This is a genomic window from Kribbella sp. NPDC058245 (assembly GCF_042882005.1).
Lineage (GTDB): Bacteria > Actinomycetota > Actinomycetes > Propionibacteriales > Kribbellaceae > Kribbella.
In genome coordinates this window covers 23916-42898 of record NZ_JBHVWY010000017.1, presented here as the reverse complement: position 1 = coordinate 42898, position 18983 = coordinate 23916, and the positions used below count along the sequence as shown (strand labels likewise).

The window sequence follows — 18983 nt, the reverse complement described above, 5'->3', positions numbered from 1 at the left end:
CCGGATGAAGTTTCCTGAGACGTTGTCGGCCGAGCGACGGGCACTGATCGAGGACGCGGCGGCAAAGCTTCAGCGCGAGTACGGCGCTGGGTTCCTCGGGATGGTGTTGTCGGGGTCGGCCGGGCGTGGGCTGGAGACGGAGCGGTCGGATCTGGACGTCATCGTGGTGGTGACGCCGGAGCTGGTGGAGAGACCGCTGCGACGGGACACCGAGCTGGAGTTGCTGCCAGTAACGCTCAAGCACTTGGAGACGCTGGCGACGTTCGGGGATAGCCAGTGGGGCTATCGCTGGTCGTATGCGTGGGCTCCGACCCTGCTCGACAACACGGGCGGCCTGATCGAGGCGGCCGTCGAGAGGCAGACACGACTGAGCGCTGAGGAGGCGGTCGCGCTTCTGGAGCAGCGGTTGGATGCGTGGATCAACCTGGCCTACCGCTCACTCAAGTCGGCGCGCGACGGCAATCTGCTCGCGGCACGGATGGACGCAGCTGAGGCGATCACACCGTTCCTCGATGTGGTGTTCGCGCTCGACGGTCAGGTCCGGCCCTACAGCAAGTACCTGAGCTGGGCACTGCACCGTCACCCGCTCCAGAGCTGGCCGACCGACGTACTGCTGGAGACGATCGAGCAGTACCTCGCCGGTGACCCGGAGTCGATCAGGCAGAGCCTGCGCCACGTGCAGACCTCTGACCTACCCATCGTCCAGGAGACCTTCAACGGCTGGACAGCCACCCAATACGACGCGCTACGGCGCTAGCGGCAACGCGTCGTACCAGATGTCGCCCATCTTCAAGAAGCCCGCGTCGGTGGGGTGGAGCTTGTCCGATGAGATGTCCGACAGCGACATGCGCGCGTTGAGGTCGACGAACCGCACATCAGCACCCGTAGCGCGCACCGCGGCAACCACACCGGGGATGGCCGCGTTGTAGGCATCAATGCGCTCGTTCAGCCCAGCATCGGGCGACGGCACGATCGAGGCGACCAGAACCGTCACACCTGGCACCCTCTGCGTGATGCGCTCGACCAGGTCCTGTAGCCGCGCAGGTGCGTTCGGCAGGTCAGTGGCCTGTACGACGTCGTTCGTGCCGATGTGGAGCAGCACGTACCGCGGGCGGTTCAGGAGCAGCCAGTAGTCGATCCACGAACGCAGCTCGTCGATCCGCATCCCCGGGTGACCCTCACTGTCGCGGTCCGGGAGATTGCCCCAGTGAACGGAACCCACGAAGTCCACCCGTGGCCCGTGGTCCTGGTAGTGCTGCCACAGCGACGTGCGATAGCTGACCCCGGTCACGGAGTTGCCGTAGGTGATGGAGTCCCCCAGCGGCATCACCCGCACCCCGCCTGCTGACGGAACCGCCGGCCCGACCAGCAGCACGGCCGCGAGCACCAACGGCACGGCCAGCAGACGTCGCTTCACACTCAGAACGTAGCGGTTGAGAAGTAGCTCCGCTGTACCCACCCAAGGGGCGTGGTGAGTACAGCGCAGCCGCCCTGGTTAGTTGGCTTCTTTGGTCGCCCAGTAGTGCCATTGTGGGGACGCGACTGGGGAACGGGTCAGGCCGTCCGGCCAGGTGGCCGGCAGGTCATGACTCCGTGCCGCGTACAACGTCACCTCCGATGCGCTGCGGTCCCCGCGGACTGCGACGCGTGCGGCGGTTTCGGCGCGCATGTCGGCCAGGTAGTGGATGGCAGGCAGGAACTCCGCGCTCAGCCGCGGGCTGAGTCGTCCGACCGGTTCGTCGTCGAGACGGATCTCGACCACGTTCCGCGGCCGGTCCTGGATGCTGTCCTCCTCCTCGATCGCATGCATGGTGGCGTAGGCCCAGCACTCGCCTTCCGCGCGGAAGAACGGGGCCAGGATCTCTGGATGCACCTCACTGCCCGGTACGACGATGCCGCTGCCGGGTGGTAGCAGGTGGAAGCTCCCCGGCGGGGGCAGGTTCACCGGGGCGAGCATGTGCGGCTGGCCCAGGGCCACCGCGACGCTGGCGTGGAACTCCGTGCGGTCATCGTCCTTGCCGACCCAGTCGGCCGGCTCCCACTCACTGACCCACAGGTGGCACGGCACCTGGGGCTGCAGTCCTTGGGCCACCAGCTCCGAAAGCACCGGGTGGTAGCGATGTGCGTCGTCCCTCGGCAAGTAGCCGACAACCTTCCCCTGCACGCGGACTGCGATCGATCGGGGGTCGAATCGGTTGTGCGGTTCCGGGACCAGGTCCGCCTCGGTGTCCAGATCTGCGCCGCGTGCCGGGATGGGATCAGGGAACAGGCTGCGAATCGCCTGCTCGTGCGGAGCCTCCCGCACGACCTCCTGACCGCACCACAGTGCATCGCCCCACAGACTGAACGGAATCAGTTCCATATGTGCCCTCCAGTCCCCGCTGACCGGTTTACTCGGCTCATCCCGTCCAGAGGCCTGGCCGTTACACCGAGTGAGCGTATGAAAACTAGACTGCCCCGTGAAGGGCCGTTTCACGCATGGAATCAGGCTCTGTTGTGCAACGGTAGCCGTGCGTCCGCACTCTGGACGGAGATCGTCTTGTGCAGCGAGCGAAACGGCGGAGATCGTGCAGATGCACGGGAAGGAACGTCATGCAGGGCAGTAGTTCAGTCGCTCGATGGACCGGTTCAGGAGCTGTCTCACCATCTGTCACGACAGCCTCTATCGAGGCCGCTGTCGAGCGCCTCGACGGGGTCGCGATCAGGACCCCGTTGCAACGGAATTCAAGGCTTTCTGAGCGCACCGGAGCGCAGATCTGGCTGAAGCGTGAGGACCTGCAGATCGGCCGTTCCTACAAGCTGCGCGGGGCCTACAACCTGATCTCCCAGCTCGATGAAGCGGTCAAGTCCGCAGGGGTCGTCTGCGCCAGCGCGGGCAACCACGGGCAGGGCTTGGCATATTCGTGCCACACGCTCGGTGTTCACGGAAAAGTTTTCGTTCCCAGGACGACTCCGCGCCAGAAACGGGACCGGATCGCCGCCCTCGGTGGCAAGCAGATCCAGGTGATCGTCACCGGCGACACGTACGACGACGCTGCCGCGGCCGCGCTCGCTGATGCGGAAGCGACCGGCGCGACCATGGTTCCCGCCTTCGACGACCCGCGGACCGTGGCCGGCCAAGGCACAGTCGCCGTCGAGATCGTGCAGCAGCTCGGCCAGGCCCCCGACGTACTGGTGGTTCCGGTCGGCGGCGGTGGGCTCGTGGCGGGTGTCGCGAGTTGGCTGGCTGCTCGGCATCCCGGCGTACGGATCGTTGGTGTGGAGCCGGCTGGTGCCGCGAGTATGGCGGCTGCGTTGGCTGCTGGTGAACCGGTTACGTTGCCGCAGTTGGACAGCTTCGTCGACGGCGCCGCAGTACGACGAGTTGGCGACGTCACGCTGCCTTTGGTGGCCGGCGCCGGGGTCGAGATGCTGTCAGTACCGGAAGGTCTGGTCTGCAGCGAGATGCTCGAGCTGTACCAGGTCGACGGCCTGATCGCCGAGCCCGCGGGCGCTTTGTCGACAAGTGCCCTGGGCAACGGCTTGACCGTGCGGCCGGGTGAGACGGTCGTTTGTCTGCTCTCCGGCGGGAACAACGATGTCAGCCGGTACAGCGAGATCCTCGAGCGATCGCTTGTCTACGAAGGGCTCAAGCACTACTTCCTGGTCACGTTCCCGCAGGAGCCCGGCGCGCTGCGCCAGTTCCTGGACGGGGTGCTCGGCCCGGACGACGACATCGCCCTGTTCGAGTACGTGAAGCGCAACAACCGGGAGACCGGCGTCGCGCTGGTCGGGATCGAAATCAGCCGGGCCGGCGACCTGGACGGTCTGCTGGCCCGGATGAATGCTGCACCCCTCGACATCGAGCGGATCAACCCGAACTCCCCCGAGTTCAGGTATCTGATCTGACCCCGCCGCGGACCTCACTCCACGGCGGGATCAGACGCCTCACAGCCCCGAGTGCTTAGGACGCCGCGGGTCTTCCGGATGGTTCCCATCCGCCCAATGATTGTCGGCGTCTTCCTGGGTGCGGGCAACGTTCGGTACGTCACCTGCGTGCGGCATGTTGCCTTCTTCGGCCCCGTTGTTCGGCATCTTGCTCGCTGCCTCGGTGTGGTGCTGGTCAGCCTCACGGTCCGCGTCCTTAGCGGCCTCACGACGCTCGGTCGCACCGGCGGCGAGACGGCGAGCCTCAGCAGCCTTCTCCTCGGACTCGGCCTGGGCGCGCTTGGCGCGGGCCTCGACCTCGTCGGCGGCCGCGTGCTGACGCTCAGCGTGGGCCGTGGCGATCCGGGATTCCTGTTCCTTCTCGTAGGCTTCCTGGCGATCCTGCTCGTTCTGCTGCCGCTGGTGCTCTTCACGACGCTTTGCCGACGTCTTGGACGCGCCTGCGAGCAGTGCGACCAGGATGACGATGACGGCGAGCGCGACGACGATCCAGAGGACGGTCATTCCGTCCATGGGTTCCTCCTCAGTCCGGGGTTCAGCCTCCGGTACCCGTCGCGCCCACCCGCTAACCAGCCCGCACGAAGAAGTGATAGGTGCCTGAGGCAACATTCACGGCCACTGTCGAACCTTCATCAAACGCTTGCGAAACCCGCCGCCCACTCTCAGTCACCAACGACGGGTCCGCCGCCGGCAGCCGAACGGTGGCGGTCGAGTTTGGCGGCACCGTCACCTCCAGCTGCAGACCACGCACGGTGGTCTTCCAGTTACTGACCACCTGCCCGTACGGCGTCTCGAGCGCGAAGTCGGCCTTGGTGATCCCCGCACCCGGCGTCGGCGCGATGAGCAGCTTGCGATAGCCCGGCTCGGCCGCCGAAACCCCAGCCAGCGTTCGATACATCCACTCGCCGACAGCGCCGTACGCGTAGTGGTTGAAGGAGTTCATGCCGACGTCGTTGAAGGTGCCGTCGGGGTTGATCGAGTTCCAGCGCTCCCACACCGTCGTCGCGCCCTTGCCGATCTCGTAGCCCCACGATGGGTACGACGTGTTCTGCAACAGCTTGTAGGCAAGGTCCGAGCGCCCCACCTTGGTCAGCACCGGCAGCAGCCCGTCCACCCCGAGGAAGCCGGTGGACAGGTGCGTGTCCCGGCGCAGGATGGTGTTCACGAAGTGCTCGCCGGACTTGGTGATGTCGGGGATCAGGTCGTTCGTGAAGCCGAGGATGTAGCCGGTCTGGCTGTCCGCGCCGACCTTCCCATCCCCTGCTACAAACCGAGTGATCCACGCGGCCCGTACGTCGTCGTACAGCTTCCGGTACTTCGTTTCGTCCGCGCTGTTCCCGATGGCCGCAGCCATCTGGCTGAGCTGGCGGGCACCCTTGGCCATGAACGCCGTACCGATCAGGTCACCGGGAGTCGGGTCGTCCAGGTTCAGCCAGTCGCCGTAGTCGCCACCACCGCGGATCAGACCGGGTGAGTGCGAGGCCAGGTAGTCGACGTAGCGAGTCATGGAGGCGTAGTGCTGGCGGATCACGTCGGTGTCGCCGTAGGCCTGCCAGAGCGTCCACGGCACGTTCACACCGGCATCTGCCCAGCCGGCGTTCCCGAGTCCACCGTCGAACGAGTTCGGCACCGTCGGCGCGACACTGGGGTAGGCGCCGTCAGCTGTCTGGCTGTCGCGCAGGTCCTGCAGCCACTTGGTCAGGAAAGCCTGCGAGTCCAGGTTGTAGACCGCAGTGCGGGCGAACACGTTGATGTCGCCGGTCCAGCCCATCCGCTCGTCACGAGCCGGAGTGTCGGTCGGAATCGACAAGAAGTTGCCACGCTGGCCCCAGACGATGTTGCTGTGCAGCTGGTTCACCAATGCGGAGTTGGTGTGGAAGCTGGTCGTCTGAGCGCCGTCGGTACCCATTACGACACCAGTCACCGTAGTGGGCTGCACGCCGCTCACCTCGATGTAGCGGAAGCCGTGGAAGGTGAAACGCGGCTGGTAGGTCTCCGGTTGGTCAGTAGCGAACGTGTAGTGGTCAGTGGCCTTCGCACCGCGCAGGTTGTCCGTGTAGAGCGTCCCATCAGGGTTCAGTACCTCGCCGTACCGGATGGTGACGGTCTGGCCGGGCTGTCCGGTCAGCTCGAAGCGTCCGACGCCGACCATGTTCTGTCCGAGGTCGTAGAGGTACTTGCCCGGGGTTGGTGACGCAATCGCCTTTGCGGCAAGCGTTTGAGTCACCCGGACCGGCTGGTCGGCCTGCGGGACCAGCAGTGCGGTAGCACTCGGCCGCAACAACGCAGGCGACCACTCCGTCGCCTCTTCAATCGACAACTGTCGGCGTGCGTCGTAGCTCTCGCCGTTCAGCAGATCAGCAACCCGTACGGCGCCTGGTGCGGTCTGCCAACTCTGGTCCGTACTAACCACGTCCGTGGTGCCGTCTGAGTACGTGACGCGCAGTTGGGCGGTCAGTGCGGTCTCACTGCCGTACTTCTGCGATCCGAACATCGCCACGTTGCCAGCGAACCATCCGGTGGACACCTCAGCGCCCAGCACGTTCTGACCGGCGTGCAGCTGCCGAGTGACGTCGTACGTCTGCGACTGGATCCGCAACCGGTAGTCCGTCCAGCCCGGTGCCAACTGCTGGTCGCCAACCTTCTGACCGTTGAGGCTCAGCTCGTAGACGCCCTGCGCAGCCGCGTACACGCGGGCCCGAACGACCTTCTTGCCGGCCGGAATCGTCACCGTGCGCTTGAACACCGGCAGCGGCGGACCCGGAAGCCACAGGTCGGTGTTGCCCTTCACCTGCAGGCCGCCGGTCGGCAGCACCGTGCCGTCGGGAAAGGTCTGGTCACCGGCGGCAAAGGCAGTGTCGACGAGCTTCTTGCCGGCGCTGTTGGTCACCACCAGGTTGTGCACAACGCCGCTCTCCTCACCATTGGTGCGGAAGCCGACGATCCCGGCCGCGTTGTGGTCGGACCGCTCGCGCTGGTCGACCTGAACATCGTCGATCCAGGTGGTGATGGTCTTGCCGGCCACTGTGATGCGCAGGTGGTGCTTCTGGCTCAGGTCGACGTTGAGCGGGATCTCACCGAGGACGACGTACCCGCCGCCCTGCTGCCGGACATGCGGCCGGAGCTTGTTCCCGTTGACTGTGTTGAGCTGCCACATGTAGCCGAGTCCGGCCCGGCCGCGGAAGAAGACGCCCAGGGCGTCCTTGGTGACGGTGACGTCGGCGTCGACCGTGTAGTCGGTCCACTCAGCTCCTGGCTGGCTGTCAGCGCCGATCCACTGACCACTCCAGTCCGATGGCTGCAGCTGGGCAGTCTCGAAGGTCGCGGCGTCGGACCAGCGCGTGGCGCGGCCCTGGTCGTCCCAGACCCGGACTGACCAGAAGTACTGCGTATAGGGCTTCAGCGCGGTACCGGCGTACTCGACCTCGACGGAACGGTCGGAGCGGACCACGCCGCTGTCCCACGCGTCTGGATGAGCCAGCTTTGACGGACTGGTCGCGACGTGGACCTCATAGCGGCTCTGCGCGACGCCACGGCGATCACTGTCGAGCTGCCAGCTCAGCCGCGGCTTGCCGGCCGCGATGCCGAGTGGTTCGGTCAGGGCGTTGGTCTTGAGGTTGTGCACCTGAGGTGCGGGCGTGGCCGATGCGGTGGAGACAGGCATTGCCAACAGGGCTGCCAGGGCAAGCGCAGCCCAACGAAGGTGTCGGGGCATTGCGGGACTCCTCAGTCAGTGGGGCGGAACTGCGGGAGTTCGGGGCGGTGGGGTGGGGAAGGAATCACTACAGCTTTAGACCAGACCGCGGCGGGCGGCCCAGACGATGGCTTCGATGGCGGTACTGAAGCCGAGCCGGTCGCAGATCAAGCGCGTCCGGCGGCGGACAGTCCGTTCGGACAACTGCAACCTGCGCGCCACTGCGTCCATCGGCAAGCCGGTGGCGAGGAGGCGGAGCAACTGCAGATCGTCATGGCTGATCTCCCGCGGCGGTACACGCTGCGGGCGCACTTCCTGGGGGAGGGCGGTCATGCGGTATCACCTTTTCCGAACACCCGGGACTCGGCGGCGTCCCAGTCGGCCGGTTTGCCCTGCGGTTCGTAGCGCCGCAGGCGATGGGTGGACCGGACCAGGGCGCGCATGGCGGCCAGGTCCGGGAGGGGCTCGCCCAGTGCACGAGCTTGGACGAGGACGTTGCCCAGGGCCGACGCCTCGACCGGACCGGCCAGGACCGGCAGGCCGCAGGCGTCTGCGGTGAGCTGACACAACAGTTCGTTCTGGGAGCCGCCCCCGATGACATGCAGTACGTCGACGGGCCGGTCCGCGAGCTCTTGAGCCGACCGCAGCGTCCGCCGGTAGGCGAGCGCCAGACTCTCCAGCACACACCGCACCACGGCACCACGAGACGCAGGAGGCTCACCGCAGTACTCCGCAATCCGGGCAGGCATGTCCCCTGGAGCGAGGAACGCCGGCGCATCCGGATCGATCAGTACGGCGAAGGGAGGCGCAGCGGCTGCTTCGGAAAGCAGTCGGAGCAGGTCGTCGTCCTGCCAGACGCGCTGGCACTCCTGCAGGATCCACAGGCCCATGACGTTGCGCAGGAAGCGGATCCGCCCATCCACTCCGCCTTCATTGGTGAAGTTGGCCAGCCGTGCTTCCTCAGTGAGCACAGGGGCGTCTAGCTCCAGTCCCACCAACGACCACGTTCCGGACGAGATGTAGGCGAACCGCTCGTCCGAGGCCGGCACACTCACCACAGCAGACGCTGTGTCATGCGAGCCGACCGCAATCACCGGAGTCCCGTCATACGAGCCAATCACGTCGCCCGGCTCCCACAACCGCGGCAGCAAGCGCGCGGGCACGCCCACGCGCTGTGCGAGCTCCACACTCCACGCGCGGCGGCGTACGTCGTACAGCTGAGTGGTGGAAGCGTTCGTGCGCTCCACACCAGCCTCTCCGGTGAGCCAGTACGCGAGGAGGTCCGGGATCAGCAGCATGGTGTCGGCCTGCGCGAGCCCACTGCCCTCGGCGACCAGTTGGTAGAGGGTGTTGATCGGCATCTGCTGGAGTCCGGTGATGCTGTACAGCTCTTCGTCGGACACTCTCGTCAGCACGAGGTCCATTACGCCGTCGGTGCGGCTGTCGCGGTAGTGGATCGGGTTACCCCGCAGCTGGCCGCTGGCGTCCAGGAGGCCGTAGTCCACGGCCCAGGAGTCGATGGCGAGCGAGTCGACCGCACCTGCGGTGCGCAGGCCGTCGAGCATGGATCGGTAGAGGTGCAGGATGTCCCAGTGCAGGGTGCCGCGGACGTCGACGGGGCCGTTCCAGAAGCGGTTGACCTCGGTCAGGCGCAGCAGGTCGGGGCCGACCTCGCCGAGCATGACACGACCGCTGGACGCACCCAGGTCGACCGCCGCGACGCGCTTCATACGACAGTGAGCCCGAGGCGGAGGAGGTCGGCGACGGCCTCCAAGTCTTTGACGCGGTGGCCGGTACCGAGCGCCCAGTGATGTGCCACACCGGATGCGGACCACTCATCGGTCCACTCACCCGGGTCCCGCCCGAAGTCCACCCGCGACGTCGTGTTCCCGATCTGCAGCAACGGCCCCGGTACGACGTTCCCCTCGGAGGCAATGAGGTGGAACGTCCCATCGCGCCGCTGGCCCAGCCCGCACAGCGTGACCGGGCCCTGGCGAACGTCGAACTCGACGGACACACCCCAGCCCCGCTTGCCGTGGTAGACGCCCAGCCCACGCAGCAATGGCTTGGCCGCACTGATCGCCAGATGCGCCGGGCCGTCGTGACCCATCTCCACCACGTTGTCGTGGAAGTTCAGCGCCTGCAGTTCGGTGAACGAACCGCCCGCACCGAGCTTGTCCATCACCAGCATCGCCAGTGAGGTCCGCAGCTCGTACTCACCCGCAGCAGGAACGCCCCGCGCAGTCAGCAGCGACGCACCGAGGATCATCCCGGCAGCAACGCGCTCGTGCGCCTCTCCATCCAGACCGCGGTGGTAGTAGGCCAGGGTGGTCAGGTCGAAGTCCTCCACCAGCCGGTCCAACGCCACAGACACCGTGGCACCCCACCGGAAGTCGTCTTCGACCACGGAGTCGTCCAGCGTGAAGACCTCTCGCGCCAGCTCCATCCTGGCGTCTGTCTCGGCGGAGGTGACCTTCTCGACCCGCACCCGCAGGTCGTCGATCTCCAGGATCTCCACGTGCCCGCCGAGCTGTGCGGACACCAAAGTCGGGTCGGTGACCACGTCCATCATCCCCGGGTACAAGTGCCCGAGCAGGCCGTGCCGCCCATGCCGGAAGGCAGCCCGTACGCCGGCCGCACGGATCCACCGGTCGATCCGCGCCCACGCCCGCTCGTCCTCCAGGTACCCAGACACCGAACGGAAAGGCACACCACACCGCTCGAACGCGTTGGCCATCTCCGGCAGCGGACAAGCCCCGCAGTACGCCAGCCACGCACCGGTGTCGAAGGTCGCGTGATCCATGGACTCCGTCGGCTGCAGGTTCAGCAGCAGCACCGGCGAACCACTCCGCTGCGCCACTGGCACCAGCATCGACGCAGTCATGTATGTGGTCAGGAAGCCGACGATCAGGTCGCAGTCCGCCAACCGCAGATTCTCCGCGGCCGCAGCACCTTCCTGCGCGTCAGAGATGAACCCGACGTCCACAACCTCGCAGTCCAGCGCAGTGAAGCGCTCGGCCATCCGCCGCGCAGACGCCTGCAACTGCGGCAGGAGCGAAGGGAACTGCGGCCAGTAGGCGCCGAGGCCGCCCGCGACAAGGCCGACGCGGGTCTTCCGCGTAGTCATCGAAGGAATGCGGCGGCTACGCCGGCGTCGACGGGGACATGGAGACCAGTGGTGTGGCTGAGATCCCCACCTACCAACGCGAAGACAGCCGCCGCAACGTTCTCCGGCAGCACCTCCCGCTTGAGCAGCGTCCGCTGCGCGTAGAACGCCCCCAGCTCTGACTCCGGTACGCCGTACACGGCTGCCCGCTGCGCACCCCAGCCCTTGGCGAAGATCCCAGACCCCCGTACGACGCCGTCCGGGTTCACGCCGTTGACGCGGACGCCGTACTCACCGAGCTCGGCCGCGAGCAACCGGACCTGGTGCGCCTGGTCGGCCTTGGCCGCGCCGTACGCGACGTTGTTCGGTCCGGCGAAGACGGCGTTCTTGCTGGAGATGTAGACGATGTCGCCGCCGATTCCCTGGTCGATCAGCACCTTCGCGGCCGCGCGTGACACCAGGAACGACCCCTTGGCCATCACGTCGTGCTGCAGGTCCCAGTCGCGTTCAGTTGTCTCCAGCAACGACTTCGAGATGGAGAGGCCAGCGTTGTTGACCACCAGATCGACGCCACCGAAGGCGAGCACGGCCTCATCCATAGCAGCAGCGACAGCAGCCTCGGAAGAGACATCGGCGCCGACGGCAACAGCAACGTCGGCCGAGCCGATCTCCTTCGCCACCGCCTCGGCGGCGGCCAGGTCGAGGTCCGCGATCACGACGCACGCACCCTCGGCCGCCAGCCGCTGCGCGATCGCCTTACCGATACCCGAACCAGCACCGGTCACCAACGCCACGCGAGTTGCCAAAGGCTTCGGCTTGGGCATCCGCTGCAGCTTGGCCTCCTCAAGCGCCCAGTACTCGATCCGGAACTTCTCCCGCTCATCGATCGGCGCGTACGTCGACACCGACTCGGCGCCACGCATCACGTTGATCGCGTTCACGTAGAACTCGCCGGCCACCCGGGCGGTCTGCTTGTCCTTGCCGAAGCTGAACATCCCGACCCCGGGCACCAGCACGATCGCCGGATCGGCACCCCGCATCGCCGGGCTGTCCGCATCCGCGTGCCGCTGGTAGTACGCCGAATACTCCTCGCGATACTCCGCGTGCAGTTCCTTCAACCGCTCGACCGCATCCTCGATCGACGCGCTCGGCGGCAGATCGAGCACCAACGGCCGCACCTTGGTCCGCAGGAAGTGGTCCGGGCACGAGGTCCCCAACGCAGCCAACTCGGTAAGACGTTCGCGGGCGGTGAACTCCAGCACCACGTCAGAGTCGGTGTAGTGACCCACCTGCGGCTTGTCGGTCGACGCGAGCCCGCGGATCACCGGAGCCAGCGCCGCCGCACGCGCGCGGCGCTCGTCCACCGGCAGGGCCTCGAAGCCAGGAACCACGGCACCAAACGGTTCCGCCACACCGCGCTCGGCGAGGAAACGTTCCGCCGTACGGATGATCTCCAGTGAGTTCGCCTCGCACTCGTCCGAGGTCTCGCCCCAGGCCGTGATGCCGTGACCGCCGAGGATGCAGCCGATCGCGGCCGGGTTCTCCCGCTTGACCGCCGCGATGTCGAGGCCGAGCTGGAATCCGGGCCGCCGCCACGGCACCCAGACCACTCGATCCCCGAAGCATTCCGCAGTCAGCTTCTCCCCGTCCGCCGCCGTTGCCAGCGCGATCCCGGAATCCGGGTGCAGGTGATCGACATGCGGCGAATCGACCAGCCCATGCATCGCGGTGTCGATCGACGGCGCCGCCCCGCCCTTCCCGTGCAGGCAGTAGTCGAACGCCGCCACCATCTCGTCCTCGCGCTCGACACCCGGGTACACGTCAACCAGCCCGCGCAACCGGTCGAGTCGCAGTACCGCAAGCCCGGCCTCAGTGAGCGTGCCGAGATCGCCGCCGGATCCCTTCACCCACAGCAGCTCGATCGGCTGCTGAGTCACCGGGTCCACCGAGGAACCCTTCGCCGACGTGTTCCCGCCGGCGTAGTTGGTGTTCCGCGGGTCCGAGCCCAGTCGGTTGCTCCTGGCAACGAGTTCCATCACGCTCCCCATCCGGCCTGCTGGCCGTCGGCACGGTCCTTGACGATCTGCTCGAAGTACCCACTGCGCTGGTACGCCTTGATCGGTTCGGGGTCGAGACCCTGCGACTCCCGCAGCTCGGCCAGCAGCGGCCGCACATCGGTGTTGTAGGCATCCATCAGTACGGCGTTCGCCTCCAGGACGTCGCCTGATCGCTGAGCCGCTCCCAGCGCCTCCCGGTCGACCAGCAACGCCTTCGCGGTGGCCTCCTGGACGTTCATCACCGAGCGGATGATCGCGGGGATCTTCACCTCGATGTTGTGGCACTGGTCGAGCATGAACGCGATGCCGCGGTCCGGGTCGAGCGCGTCACCGCGGACGATCTCGGACATGATCCGGAACAACTGGAACGGGTCGGCCGACCCGACCATCAGGTCGTCGTCGGCATAGAACCGGCTGTTGAAGTCGAACGCCCCGAGCTTCTTCACCCGCAGCAGGAACGCCACGATGAACTCGATGTTCGTCCCCGGCGCGTGGTGCCCGGTGTCGATACAGACGACAGCCTTGGGGCCCAGCTCGAGACAGTGCGCGTACGACGTTCCCCAGTCCGGCACGTCGGTCGTGTAGAAGGCCGGCTCGAAAAGCTTGTACTCCAGCAACATCCGCTGGTCGTCACCGAGCCGGTCATAGACTTCGCGGAGAGCGGTCGCGAGGCGGTCCTGCCGGTCCTGGATGTCGTCCTGACCCGGGTAGTTCGTGCCGTCGGAGAACCACAGCTTCAGGTCCCGGGACCCGGTCGCATCCATGATGTCGACGCATTCGAGCAGGTGGTCAGTGGCCTTACGTCGTACCCGGGGATCGGGGTTGGTGACGCTGCCCAGCTTGTAGTCGTCGTCCTGGAACACGTTGCTGTTGATCGCACCGAGCCGGACGCCCTGTTCTTTCGCGTACGCCGCCAGCTTCGCGTAGTCGTCGACCTTGTCCCAGGGGATGTGCATCGCGACGCTCGGCGCGATCCCGGTGAACCTGTGGACGACGGCCGCGTCGGCGATCTTCTCCTCCGGCGACCGCGGCACCCCCGGCTGCGTGAACACCTTGAACCGGGTGCCGGAGTTCCCGAACGCCCACGAAGGCAGTTCGATCTCCTGGCGCTTGAGAACATCGTGCACGCTGGTCATAAGTTAGGCCCCTGTCAGGAATCTTGTGCAGTCAGGTGAAAGATCTCGGGCAGCAGCACGAAGGACTCGTCCGGCTGCCCCGCGGTGAAGAAGTCCGTCATCTCGGCCTGCCAGCGGTCGTTCACCTCGGTGGCGGCCATCGCCCGCTGGGCCGCGTCCAGATCCGGCGACTCGACGTACCCGATCAGTAGTCCGTCGTCGCGGAGGAAGAGCGAGTAGTTGTGCCACCCGGCTTCGCGCAGCGCTGCCTGCATCTCCGGCCAGACGTCGCGGTGCCGCTCGACGTACTCGTCCATCCGGTCCGGGCGGACCTGGAGGCAGAAGCAGTAGCGCTGCATCAGAAGTTGAACTTGTCGATGTTGTCGGCGGTGAACTCGGTCGGCGGGCCGAGGACGATCTCACCGTCCGCACCGACCGTGTACTCGCCGAGCTTGCCGGCCTTGAACTTCTCGCCTTCGGCCCCGGTGATCTGGCCCGAGCTCATCGCCGCACCGGCGTACGCGGCCAGGTAGCCGATGTCGGCCGGGTTCCAGAGCGCGAACTTCTTCACCGTGCCGTCCTTGACGTACTGGCGCATCTGGTTCGGCAGGCCGAGCCCCGTGATCGCGACCTTGCCCTTGTAGCTGGAGGCGCTCACGTACCGCGAGGCGGCCGCGATACCGACCGTGGTCGGCGAGACGATCACCTTCAGGTTCGGGTAGGTCTGCAGCAGGCCCTGGGCCTCGGTGAACGACTTCTGGTCGTCGTCATTGCCGTAGGCAACCTTGACCAGCTTCAGCTTGCTGTTCTCCGGCTTGGCCAGCTCGGTCTTCATCACGTCGATCCACGAGTTCTGATTCGTCGCGTTCGGAGTCGCGGACAGGACGGCGATCTCACCAGAACCGCCGGCCAGCTCACTCGCCATCTTCACCAGGCTCTCGCCGATGCCCTGCGTGGTCGCCTGGTTGATGAAGGCGTCCCGGCAGGTCTTCGAGGCGTCGGAGTCGAAGGTGACGACCTTGATCCCGGCCTTGCGGGCCTGGTTCAGCGACGGACAGACCGCGTTCGGGTCGTTGGCCGCGACCACGATCACGTTCTGCTGCTGCTGGATCAGCGTGTTGATGTAGCTGACCTGCGAGGACGCGCTGGCGTCGTTCGGCCCGACCAGCTTGTACTCACCCTTGATCTCACCGACCGCGACCTTGCCGCCGCCGACCTCGACGTCGGTGTACGGGTTGTTCAGCTGCTTGGGGAGGTAGGCAATCTTCAGCCCCTCCTTGAGCGGCGCGTTCGGATCCGCCTTCCCTGCCGTGCTTTCCGGAGCTTTGGATTCCTGGCCCTCGGTACTGGACCTCGTCGTTCCGCCGCAAGCGGTCAGCGCGAGGAGCGCGACCGCAACGGTGATGGGCTTACGCATGGTTCGTCCTTTCAGGTACGACGCTGTGCAGAACGGTTTAGCCGGCTAGCGAGGTTGGGACCGAGCACAGAGGCGATGAGCAGCACGCCGGTGACGACGTTCAGCGCCTCATTGGAGACATCGGACAGACGAAGCGCGTTCTGCAGCGAACCGAGCAGGACGACGCCGGCGATGACTCCGGGCAGGGCGCCCTTGCCACCGAAGATCGAGACACCACCGAGCAGTACGGCGGCGACCACGGCCAACTCGAGTCCGGCACCGTTGTCGGCCCGCGCGCTGGAGTAGCGCAGCGTCCACAGCACCCCGGCAAGACCCGAGACCACCCCACTGACGACGTACAGCCAGAACTTCAGGCGACCTGGCCTGATGCCGGCGAACCGGGCTGCCTGTTCACCGGCGCCGACGGCGAAGACCGCTCGGCCGATCGGGGTGGCGTGCAGGATCACCCCGAAGACGGCGGCCAGGACGATGATCACGATCAGCACGTTCGGGATCGCCGTACCGGCAATGGTTCCGGTCACCCAATCGGTGTAGAGGCTCGGGAAGTCGGCGACTGCGCCGTCGCCGAGGACGACGAAGGCCAGGCCGCGGTAGAGCGCGAGCGTGCCGATGGTGACGGCCAGGGACGGTAGGCCGAGGACGGTGACGAAGAAGCCGTTGACCGCGCCCAGGACCGCGCCGAGGAGCAGGCAGAGCGGGATGATCGTCTCGATCGGCTGGTTCGCGTTCCACAGGTAGCCCATGAACGCGCTGGACAGGCCGAGCGTGCTCGCGACCGACAGATCGATCTCGCCGGTAACGATCACCAGGGTCATCGGGAGTGCGACCAGGGCGATCGGCAGCAGGTCGAGGACCAGGAAGCCGAAGTTCTGGCCGGTACCGAAGTTGTCGACGCTCGCGGCGGCGATGATCAGCACGAGGACCGTGATTGCGATGATCGCGACGTTCCAGTTGGCCAGCCGTCCAACGCGGGTGTCGGTGAGCTCAGCTGACATGAGAGCCTCGCTTCTTCAGACCGGCCGCGACCCGTACGGCGACCAGCCGGTCGGCGCCGATCGCGAGCAGGATCAGGCCGCCGACGATCGCCTGCTGCCAGAACTGGTTGATCTCGAGCACAGCGAGCGCACTGCCGATCGTTGTCAGCAGCAACGCTCCGAGCGCAGCGCCCCAGACCGATCCGCTACCGCCGAAGACCGCGACCCCGCCGACCACCACGGCCGCGACCACGTTGAGTTCTTGGCCGGTCCCGGCCGCGGCGTCGATCGTGCCGAAGCGTGCGGCGAACAGAACCCCAGCCAGCCCTGCCAAAGCGCCGCTGACGGCAAAGGCGCCGACGGTACGGCGGGCGACCGGGATGCCGGCCAACTGTGCCGCCTGCGGGCTGGACCCCATCGCGTACAGCTCGCGGCCGACGCGATAGTTGCGCAGGACAACGCCTGTCACGACTAGCGTGAGGAGAGCGATCAGCACCAGCAGCGGAATCCCCAGCAGGGTTGCGTTTCCGAAGCTCAGGAAACCGGCCGGGAGTTCGTCGGCGTTGATCTGACTGCCGCCGGCCCAGAAGTATGTCACGCCTCGAATCACATAGAGCGTGCCCAGCGTGACCACGAGCGCGGGGATGTTGCCGTACCGCACCAGAACGCCGTTCACGACCCCGCAGACCCCGCCGACTGCGGCACCGATGAGCAGTGCCAGAACAACCGGAATCCCTGGATTATGTTGCAGCAGCGTGCCCACCGTGAAGGCACTCAGACCGAGGACCGAGCCGACCGACAGGTCGATGTTGCGGGTGATCACCACCACGGCCTGACCGACCGCCAGCACGGCCAGGATCGCGGTGTTCAGCAGGATGTCGCGGATGCTCTGCCCGGACAGGAAGCGTGGGTTGGAGATCGCGGTGACCGCGACCAACAGGGCGAGCGCGATGACGATGCCGAGCTCCCTCGCCCGCAGGACGACGCTGAGCGTGTTGCGGTGCGTGACGGGGAGTTCGACGGCCGTCATACGGTCGCCTCCTGACCGGTGGCGGCGAACATGACCGACTCCTCGGTCGCCTCGGTGCGGTTGAGTTCGGCGACCAGGCGGCCCTCGCGCATCACCAGCACGCGATCGGCCATCCCGAGCACCTCGGGCAACTCCGACGACACCATCAGTACGGCGACTCCCTCCGCGGCGAGGCTGGACATCAAGCGGTGCACCTCGGCCTTCGTACCGACGTCGATCCCGCGGGTCGGCTCGTCGACGATCAGCACCTTCGGATCGGTCGCGAGCCACTTGGCGAGCACGACCTTCTGCTGGTTGCCGCCGGAGAGCGTGCCGACCTCGTCAGAGAGTCGTCCGTACTTCGTCTTCAGGCGCTCGGTCCATTCCTTGGCAGATCGGCGTTCGTTGCCGCCGGTGAGGAAGCCGAGCTGGGACAGCGATCGGGATCGGGGCAGCGTCACATTGCGCTCGATCGACAGCTCCATCACCAAGCCCTGCTGGCGGCGGTCCTCCGGGACGAGGGCGACCCCGGCGGCCATTGTCTGCTTGGGGTTCTTCGGCTTGAGCGTCTTCCCGAGCACCTGGACCGTGCCGGCGTCACGCGGGTCGACGCCGAAGATGGACTGCACGACCTCGGATCGGCCGGAGCCCACCAGACCTGCCAGCGCGACGATCTCACCAGCTCGGACCTCGAACGAGATGTCTTTGAAGACCGGGTCGCGGGTCAGGCCTTGGACCTTGAGCACGGTGGCGCCCGGGGTGACGTCCTGCTTGGGGAAGAGCGCGTCGAGGTCGCGGCCGACCATCCGGCGGACCATCTCGTCGACGCTGGTGTCTTCGAGGAGATCGGTCGAGACGTGCTTGCCGTCGCGCATGATCGTGACGCGCTCGCAGAGTGCGGTGATCTCCTCGAAGCGGTGCGAGATGAACAGCAGCGCGGCGCCGTCGTCGCGCAGCGATCTGGCGACCGAGAACAAGCGCTCGACCTCGACGCCGGTGAGCGCCGCGGTCGGCTCGTCCATCACCACGACGCGGGCGTCGACGGACAGTGCCTTCGCGATCTCGACGAGCTGCTGATCGGCGATCGACAAGCCGCGGGCCGGGCGGTTCGGGTCGATGCTTACACCCAGACGGGTGAAGAGGCGCTCTGCCTGGCTGACCATGGCGGCGCGGTCGATCGTGTTGAAACGACCCAGTGGCTGGCGTCCCATCGCGATGTTCTCAGCCACTGACAGGTCCGGGAACAGAGTCGGTTCCTGGTAGATCACGGCGATCCCAGCGGCCTTGGCGTCCGCGGGTCCGGCGAGGGCGAGCGCCGTACCGTCGAGCTCGAGATAGCCGGCGTCCGGGCGATGTACGCCGGCCAGCATCTTCACGATCGTGGACTTCCCGGCGCCGTTCTCGCCGACCAGGGCGTGCGCCTCGCCGCCGTACAGGTCGAAGGAGACGTCACGGACGGCGGCGACCGCGCCGAACGACTTCGACACGCCACGGACGCGCAGCAGTGCCGTCATCGGGACCTCCAGCTCGGGGCGGGCTGTGCTCTGTGGGGTGATGCTCTGCGAGGTGATGCTCTGTGGGTTATGAAAGGTTTCAAAGTCTTGAGGAGGAACGTACGGTCCGGTCGCTGCGGGCGTCAAGAGGTGGAGTGCGGATTGCCCAGATCTCGCGGTACGCTTCCGTT

Annotated in this window: 16 protein-coding genes; 2 read left to right on the top strand and 14 right to left on the bottom strand. The window is 66.6% G+C overall.

Going from position 1 to position 18983, the window contains the following annotated elements; all coding sequences use genetic code 11:
• The first annotated feature begins 4 nt into the window (after positions 1 to 4).
• On the top strand, positions 5 to 757 hold the full coding sequence (locus ACFVWG_RS32705) for a nucleotidyltransferase domain-containing protein (protein ID WP_391547322.1): 753 nt from the start codon (positions 5 to 7) through the stop codon (positions 755 to 757).
• Here the strand turns inward: ACFVWG_RS32705 and ACFVWG_RS32700 are convergent.
• Together ACFVWG_RS32700 and ACFVWG_RS32695 are read right to left on the bottom strand one after the other, a co-directional pair.
• The gene (locus tag ACFVWG_RS32700; protein ID WP_391547321.1) at positions 746 to 1417 is read right to left on the bottom strand and encodes an SGNH/GDSL hydrolase family protein; all 672 of its coding nucleotides are present in this window, start codon (positions 1415 to 1417) and stop codon (positions 746 to 748) included. The genes ACFVWG_RS32705 and ACFVWG_RS32700 overlap by 12 nt on opposite strands.
• Before the next feature lie 78 nt (positions 1418 to 1495).
• Complete coding sequence (locus ACFVWG_RS32695; protein WP_391547320.1) at positions 1496 to 2362, bottom strand: HIRAN domain-containing protein; 867 nt, start codon at positions 2360 to 2362, stop codon at positions 1496 to 1498.
• A 230-nt stretch (positions 2363 to 2592) separates the two neighbouring features.
• On the opposite strand from ACFVWG_RS32695, the gene ilvA reads away from it, so the two are divergent.
• Positions 2593 to 3888: a threonine ammonia-lyase IlvA gene (gene ilvA / locus ACFVWG_RS32690; protein WP_391547319.1), complete on the top strand. Its 1296-nt coding sequence runs from the start codon at positions 2593 to 2595 to the stop codon at positions 3886 to 3888.
• A 39-nt stretch (positions 3889 to 3927) separates the two neighbouring features.
• Here the strand turns inward: ilvA and ACFVWG_RS32685 are convergent, their stop codons facing one another.
• From ACFVWG_RS32685 to ACFVWG_RS32630, 12 genes are all read right to left on the bottom strand, one after another.
• Positions 3928 to 4440, bottom strand: a complete 513-nt coding sequence (locus ACFVWG_RS32685) for a hypothetical protein (RefSeq protein WP_391547318.1) — start codon at positions 4438 to 4440, stop codon at positions 3928 to 3930.
• A gap of 52 nt (positions 4441 to 4492) precedes the next feature.
• Positions 4493 to 7642, bottom strand: a complete 3150-nt coding sequence (locus ACFVWG_RS32680; protein ID WP_391547317.1) for a family 78 glycoside hydrolase catalytic domain — start codon at positions 7640 to 7642, stop codon at positions 4493 to 4495.
• A gap of 75 nt (positions 7643 to 7717) precedes the next feature.
• The gene (locus ACFVWG_RS32675; RefSeq protein WP_391547316.1) at positions 7718 to 7954 is read right to left on the bottom strand and encodes a helix-turn-helix domain-containing protein; all 237 of its coding nucleotides are present in this window, start codon (positions 7952 to 7954) and stop codon (positions 7718 to 7720) included.
• On the bottom strand, positions 7951 to 9351 hold the full coding sequence (locus tag ACFVWG_RS32670; protein ID WP_391547315.1) for a rhamnulokinase family protein: 1401 nt from the start codon (positions 9349 to 9351) through the stop codon (positions 7951 to 7953). The genes ACFVWG_RS32675 and ACFVWG_RS32670 overlap by 4 nt, the downstream gene beginning before the upstream one ends.
• The gene (locus ACFVWG_RS32665; RefSeq protein WP_391547314.1) at positions 9348 to 10748 is read right to left on the bottom strand and encodes an arabinose isomerase; all 1401 of its coding nucleotides are present in this window, start codon (positions 10746 to 10748) and stop codon (positions 9348 to 9350) included. The genes ACFVWG_RS32670 and ACFVWG_RS32665 overlap by 4 nt, the downstream gene beginning before the upstream one ends.
• Positions 10745 to 12763 (bottom strand): bifunctional aldolase/short-chain dehydrogenase, encoded by a 2019-nt coding sequence (locus ACFVWG_RS32660; protein ID WP_391547313.1) that lies wholly within the window; start codon positions 12761 to 12763, stop codon positions 10745 to 10747. The genes ACFVWG_RS32665 and ACFVWG_RS32660 overlap by 4 nt, the downstream gene beginning before the upstream one ends.
• Entirely contained in the window at positions 12763 to 13920 is a 1158-nt protein-coding gene (rhaI, locus tag ACFVWG_RS32655; RefSeq protein WP_391547312.1) for an L-rhamnose isomerase, read from the bottom strand. The genes ACFVWG_RS32660 and rhaI overlap by 1 nt, the downstream gene beginning before the upstream one ends.
• Before the next feature lie 14 nt (positions 13921 to 13934).
• Positions 13935 to 14258, bottom strand: a complete 324-nt coding sequence (locus ACFVWG_RS32650; RefSeq protein WP_391547311.1) for an L-rhamnose mutarotase — start codon at positions 14256 to 14258, stop codon at positions 13935 to 13937.
• Complete coding sequence (gene rhaS, locus ACFVWG_RS32645) at positions 14258 to 15316, bottom strand: rhamnose ABC transporter substrate-binding protein (RefSeq protein ID WP_391547310.1); 1059 nt, start codon at positions 15314 to 15316, stop codon at positions 14258 to 14260. The genes ACFVWG_RS32650 and rhaS overlap by 1 nt, the downstream gene beginning before the upstream one ends.
• Positions 15317 to 15327: 11 nt before the next feature.
• Complete coding sequence (locus ACFVWG_RS32640) at positions 15328 to 16311, bottom strand: ABC transporter permease (protein ID WP_391547309.1); 984 nt, start codon at positions 16309 to 16311, stop codon at positions 15328 to 15330.
• Positions 16301 to 17320 (bottom strand): ABC transporter permease, encoded by a 1020-nt coding sequence (locus ACFVWG_RS32635; protein WP_391547308.1) that lies wholly within the window; start codon positions 17318 to 17320, stop codon positions 16301 to 16303. The genes ACFVWG_RS32640 and ACFVWG_RS32635 overlap by 11 nt, the downstream gene beginning before the upstream one ends.
• Positions 17317 to 18813, bottom strand: coding sequence for a sugar ABC transporter ATP-binding protein (locus tag ACFVWG_RS32630; protein WP_391547307.1), 1497 nt, complete (start codon positions 18811 to 18813; stop codon positions 17317 to 17319). The genes ACFVWG_RS32635 and ACFVWG_RS32630 overlap by 4 nt, the downstream gene beginning before the upstream one ends.
• Positions 18814 to 18983 lie beyond the last annotated feature (170 nt).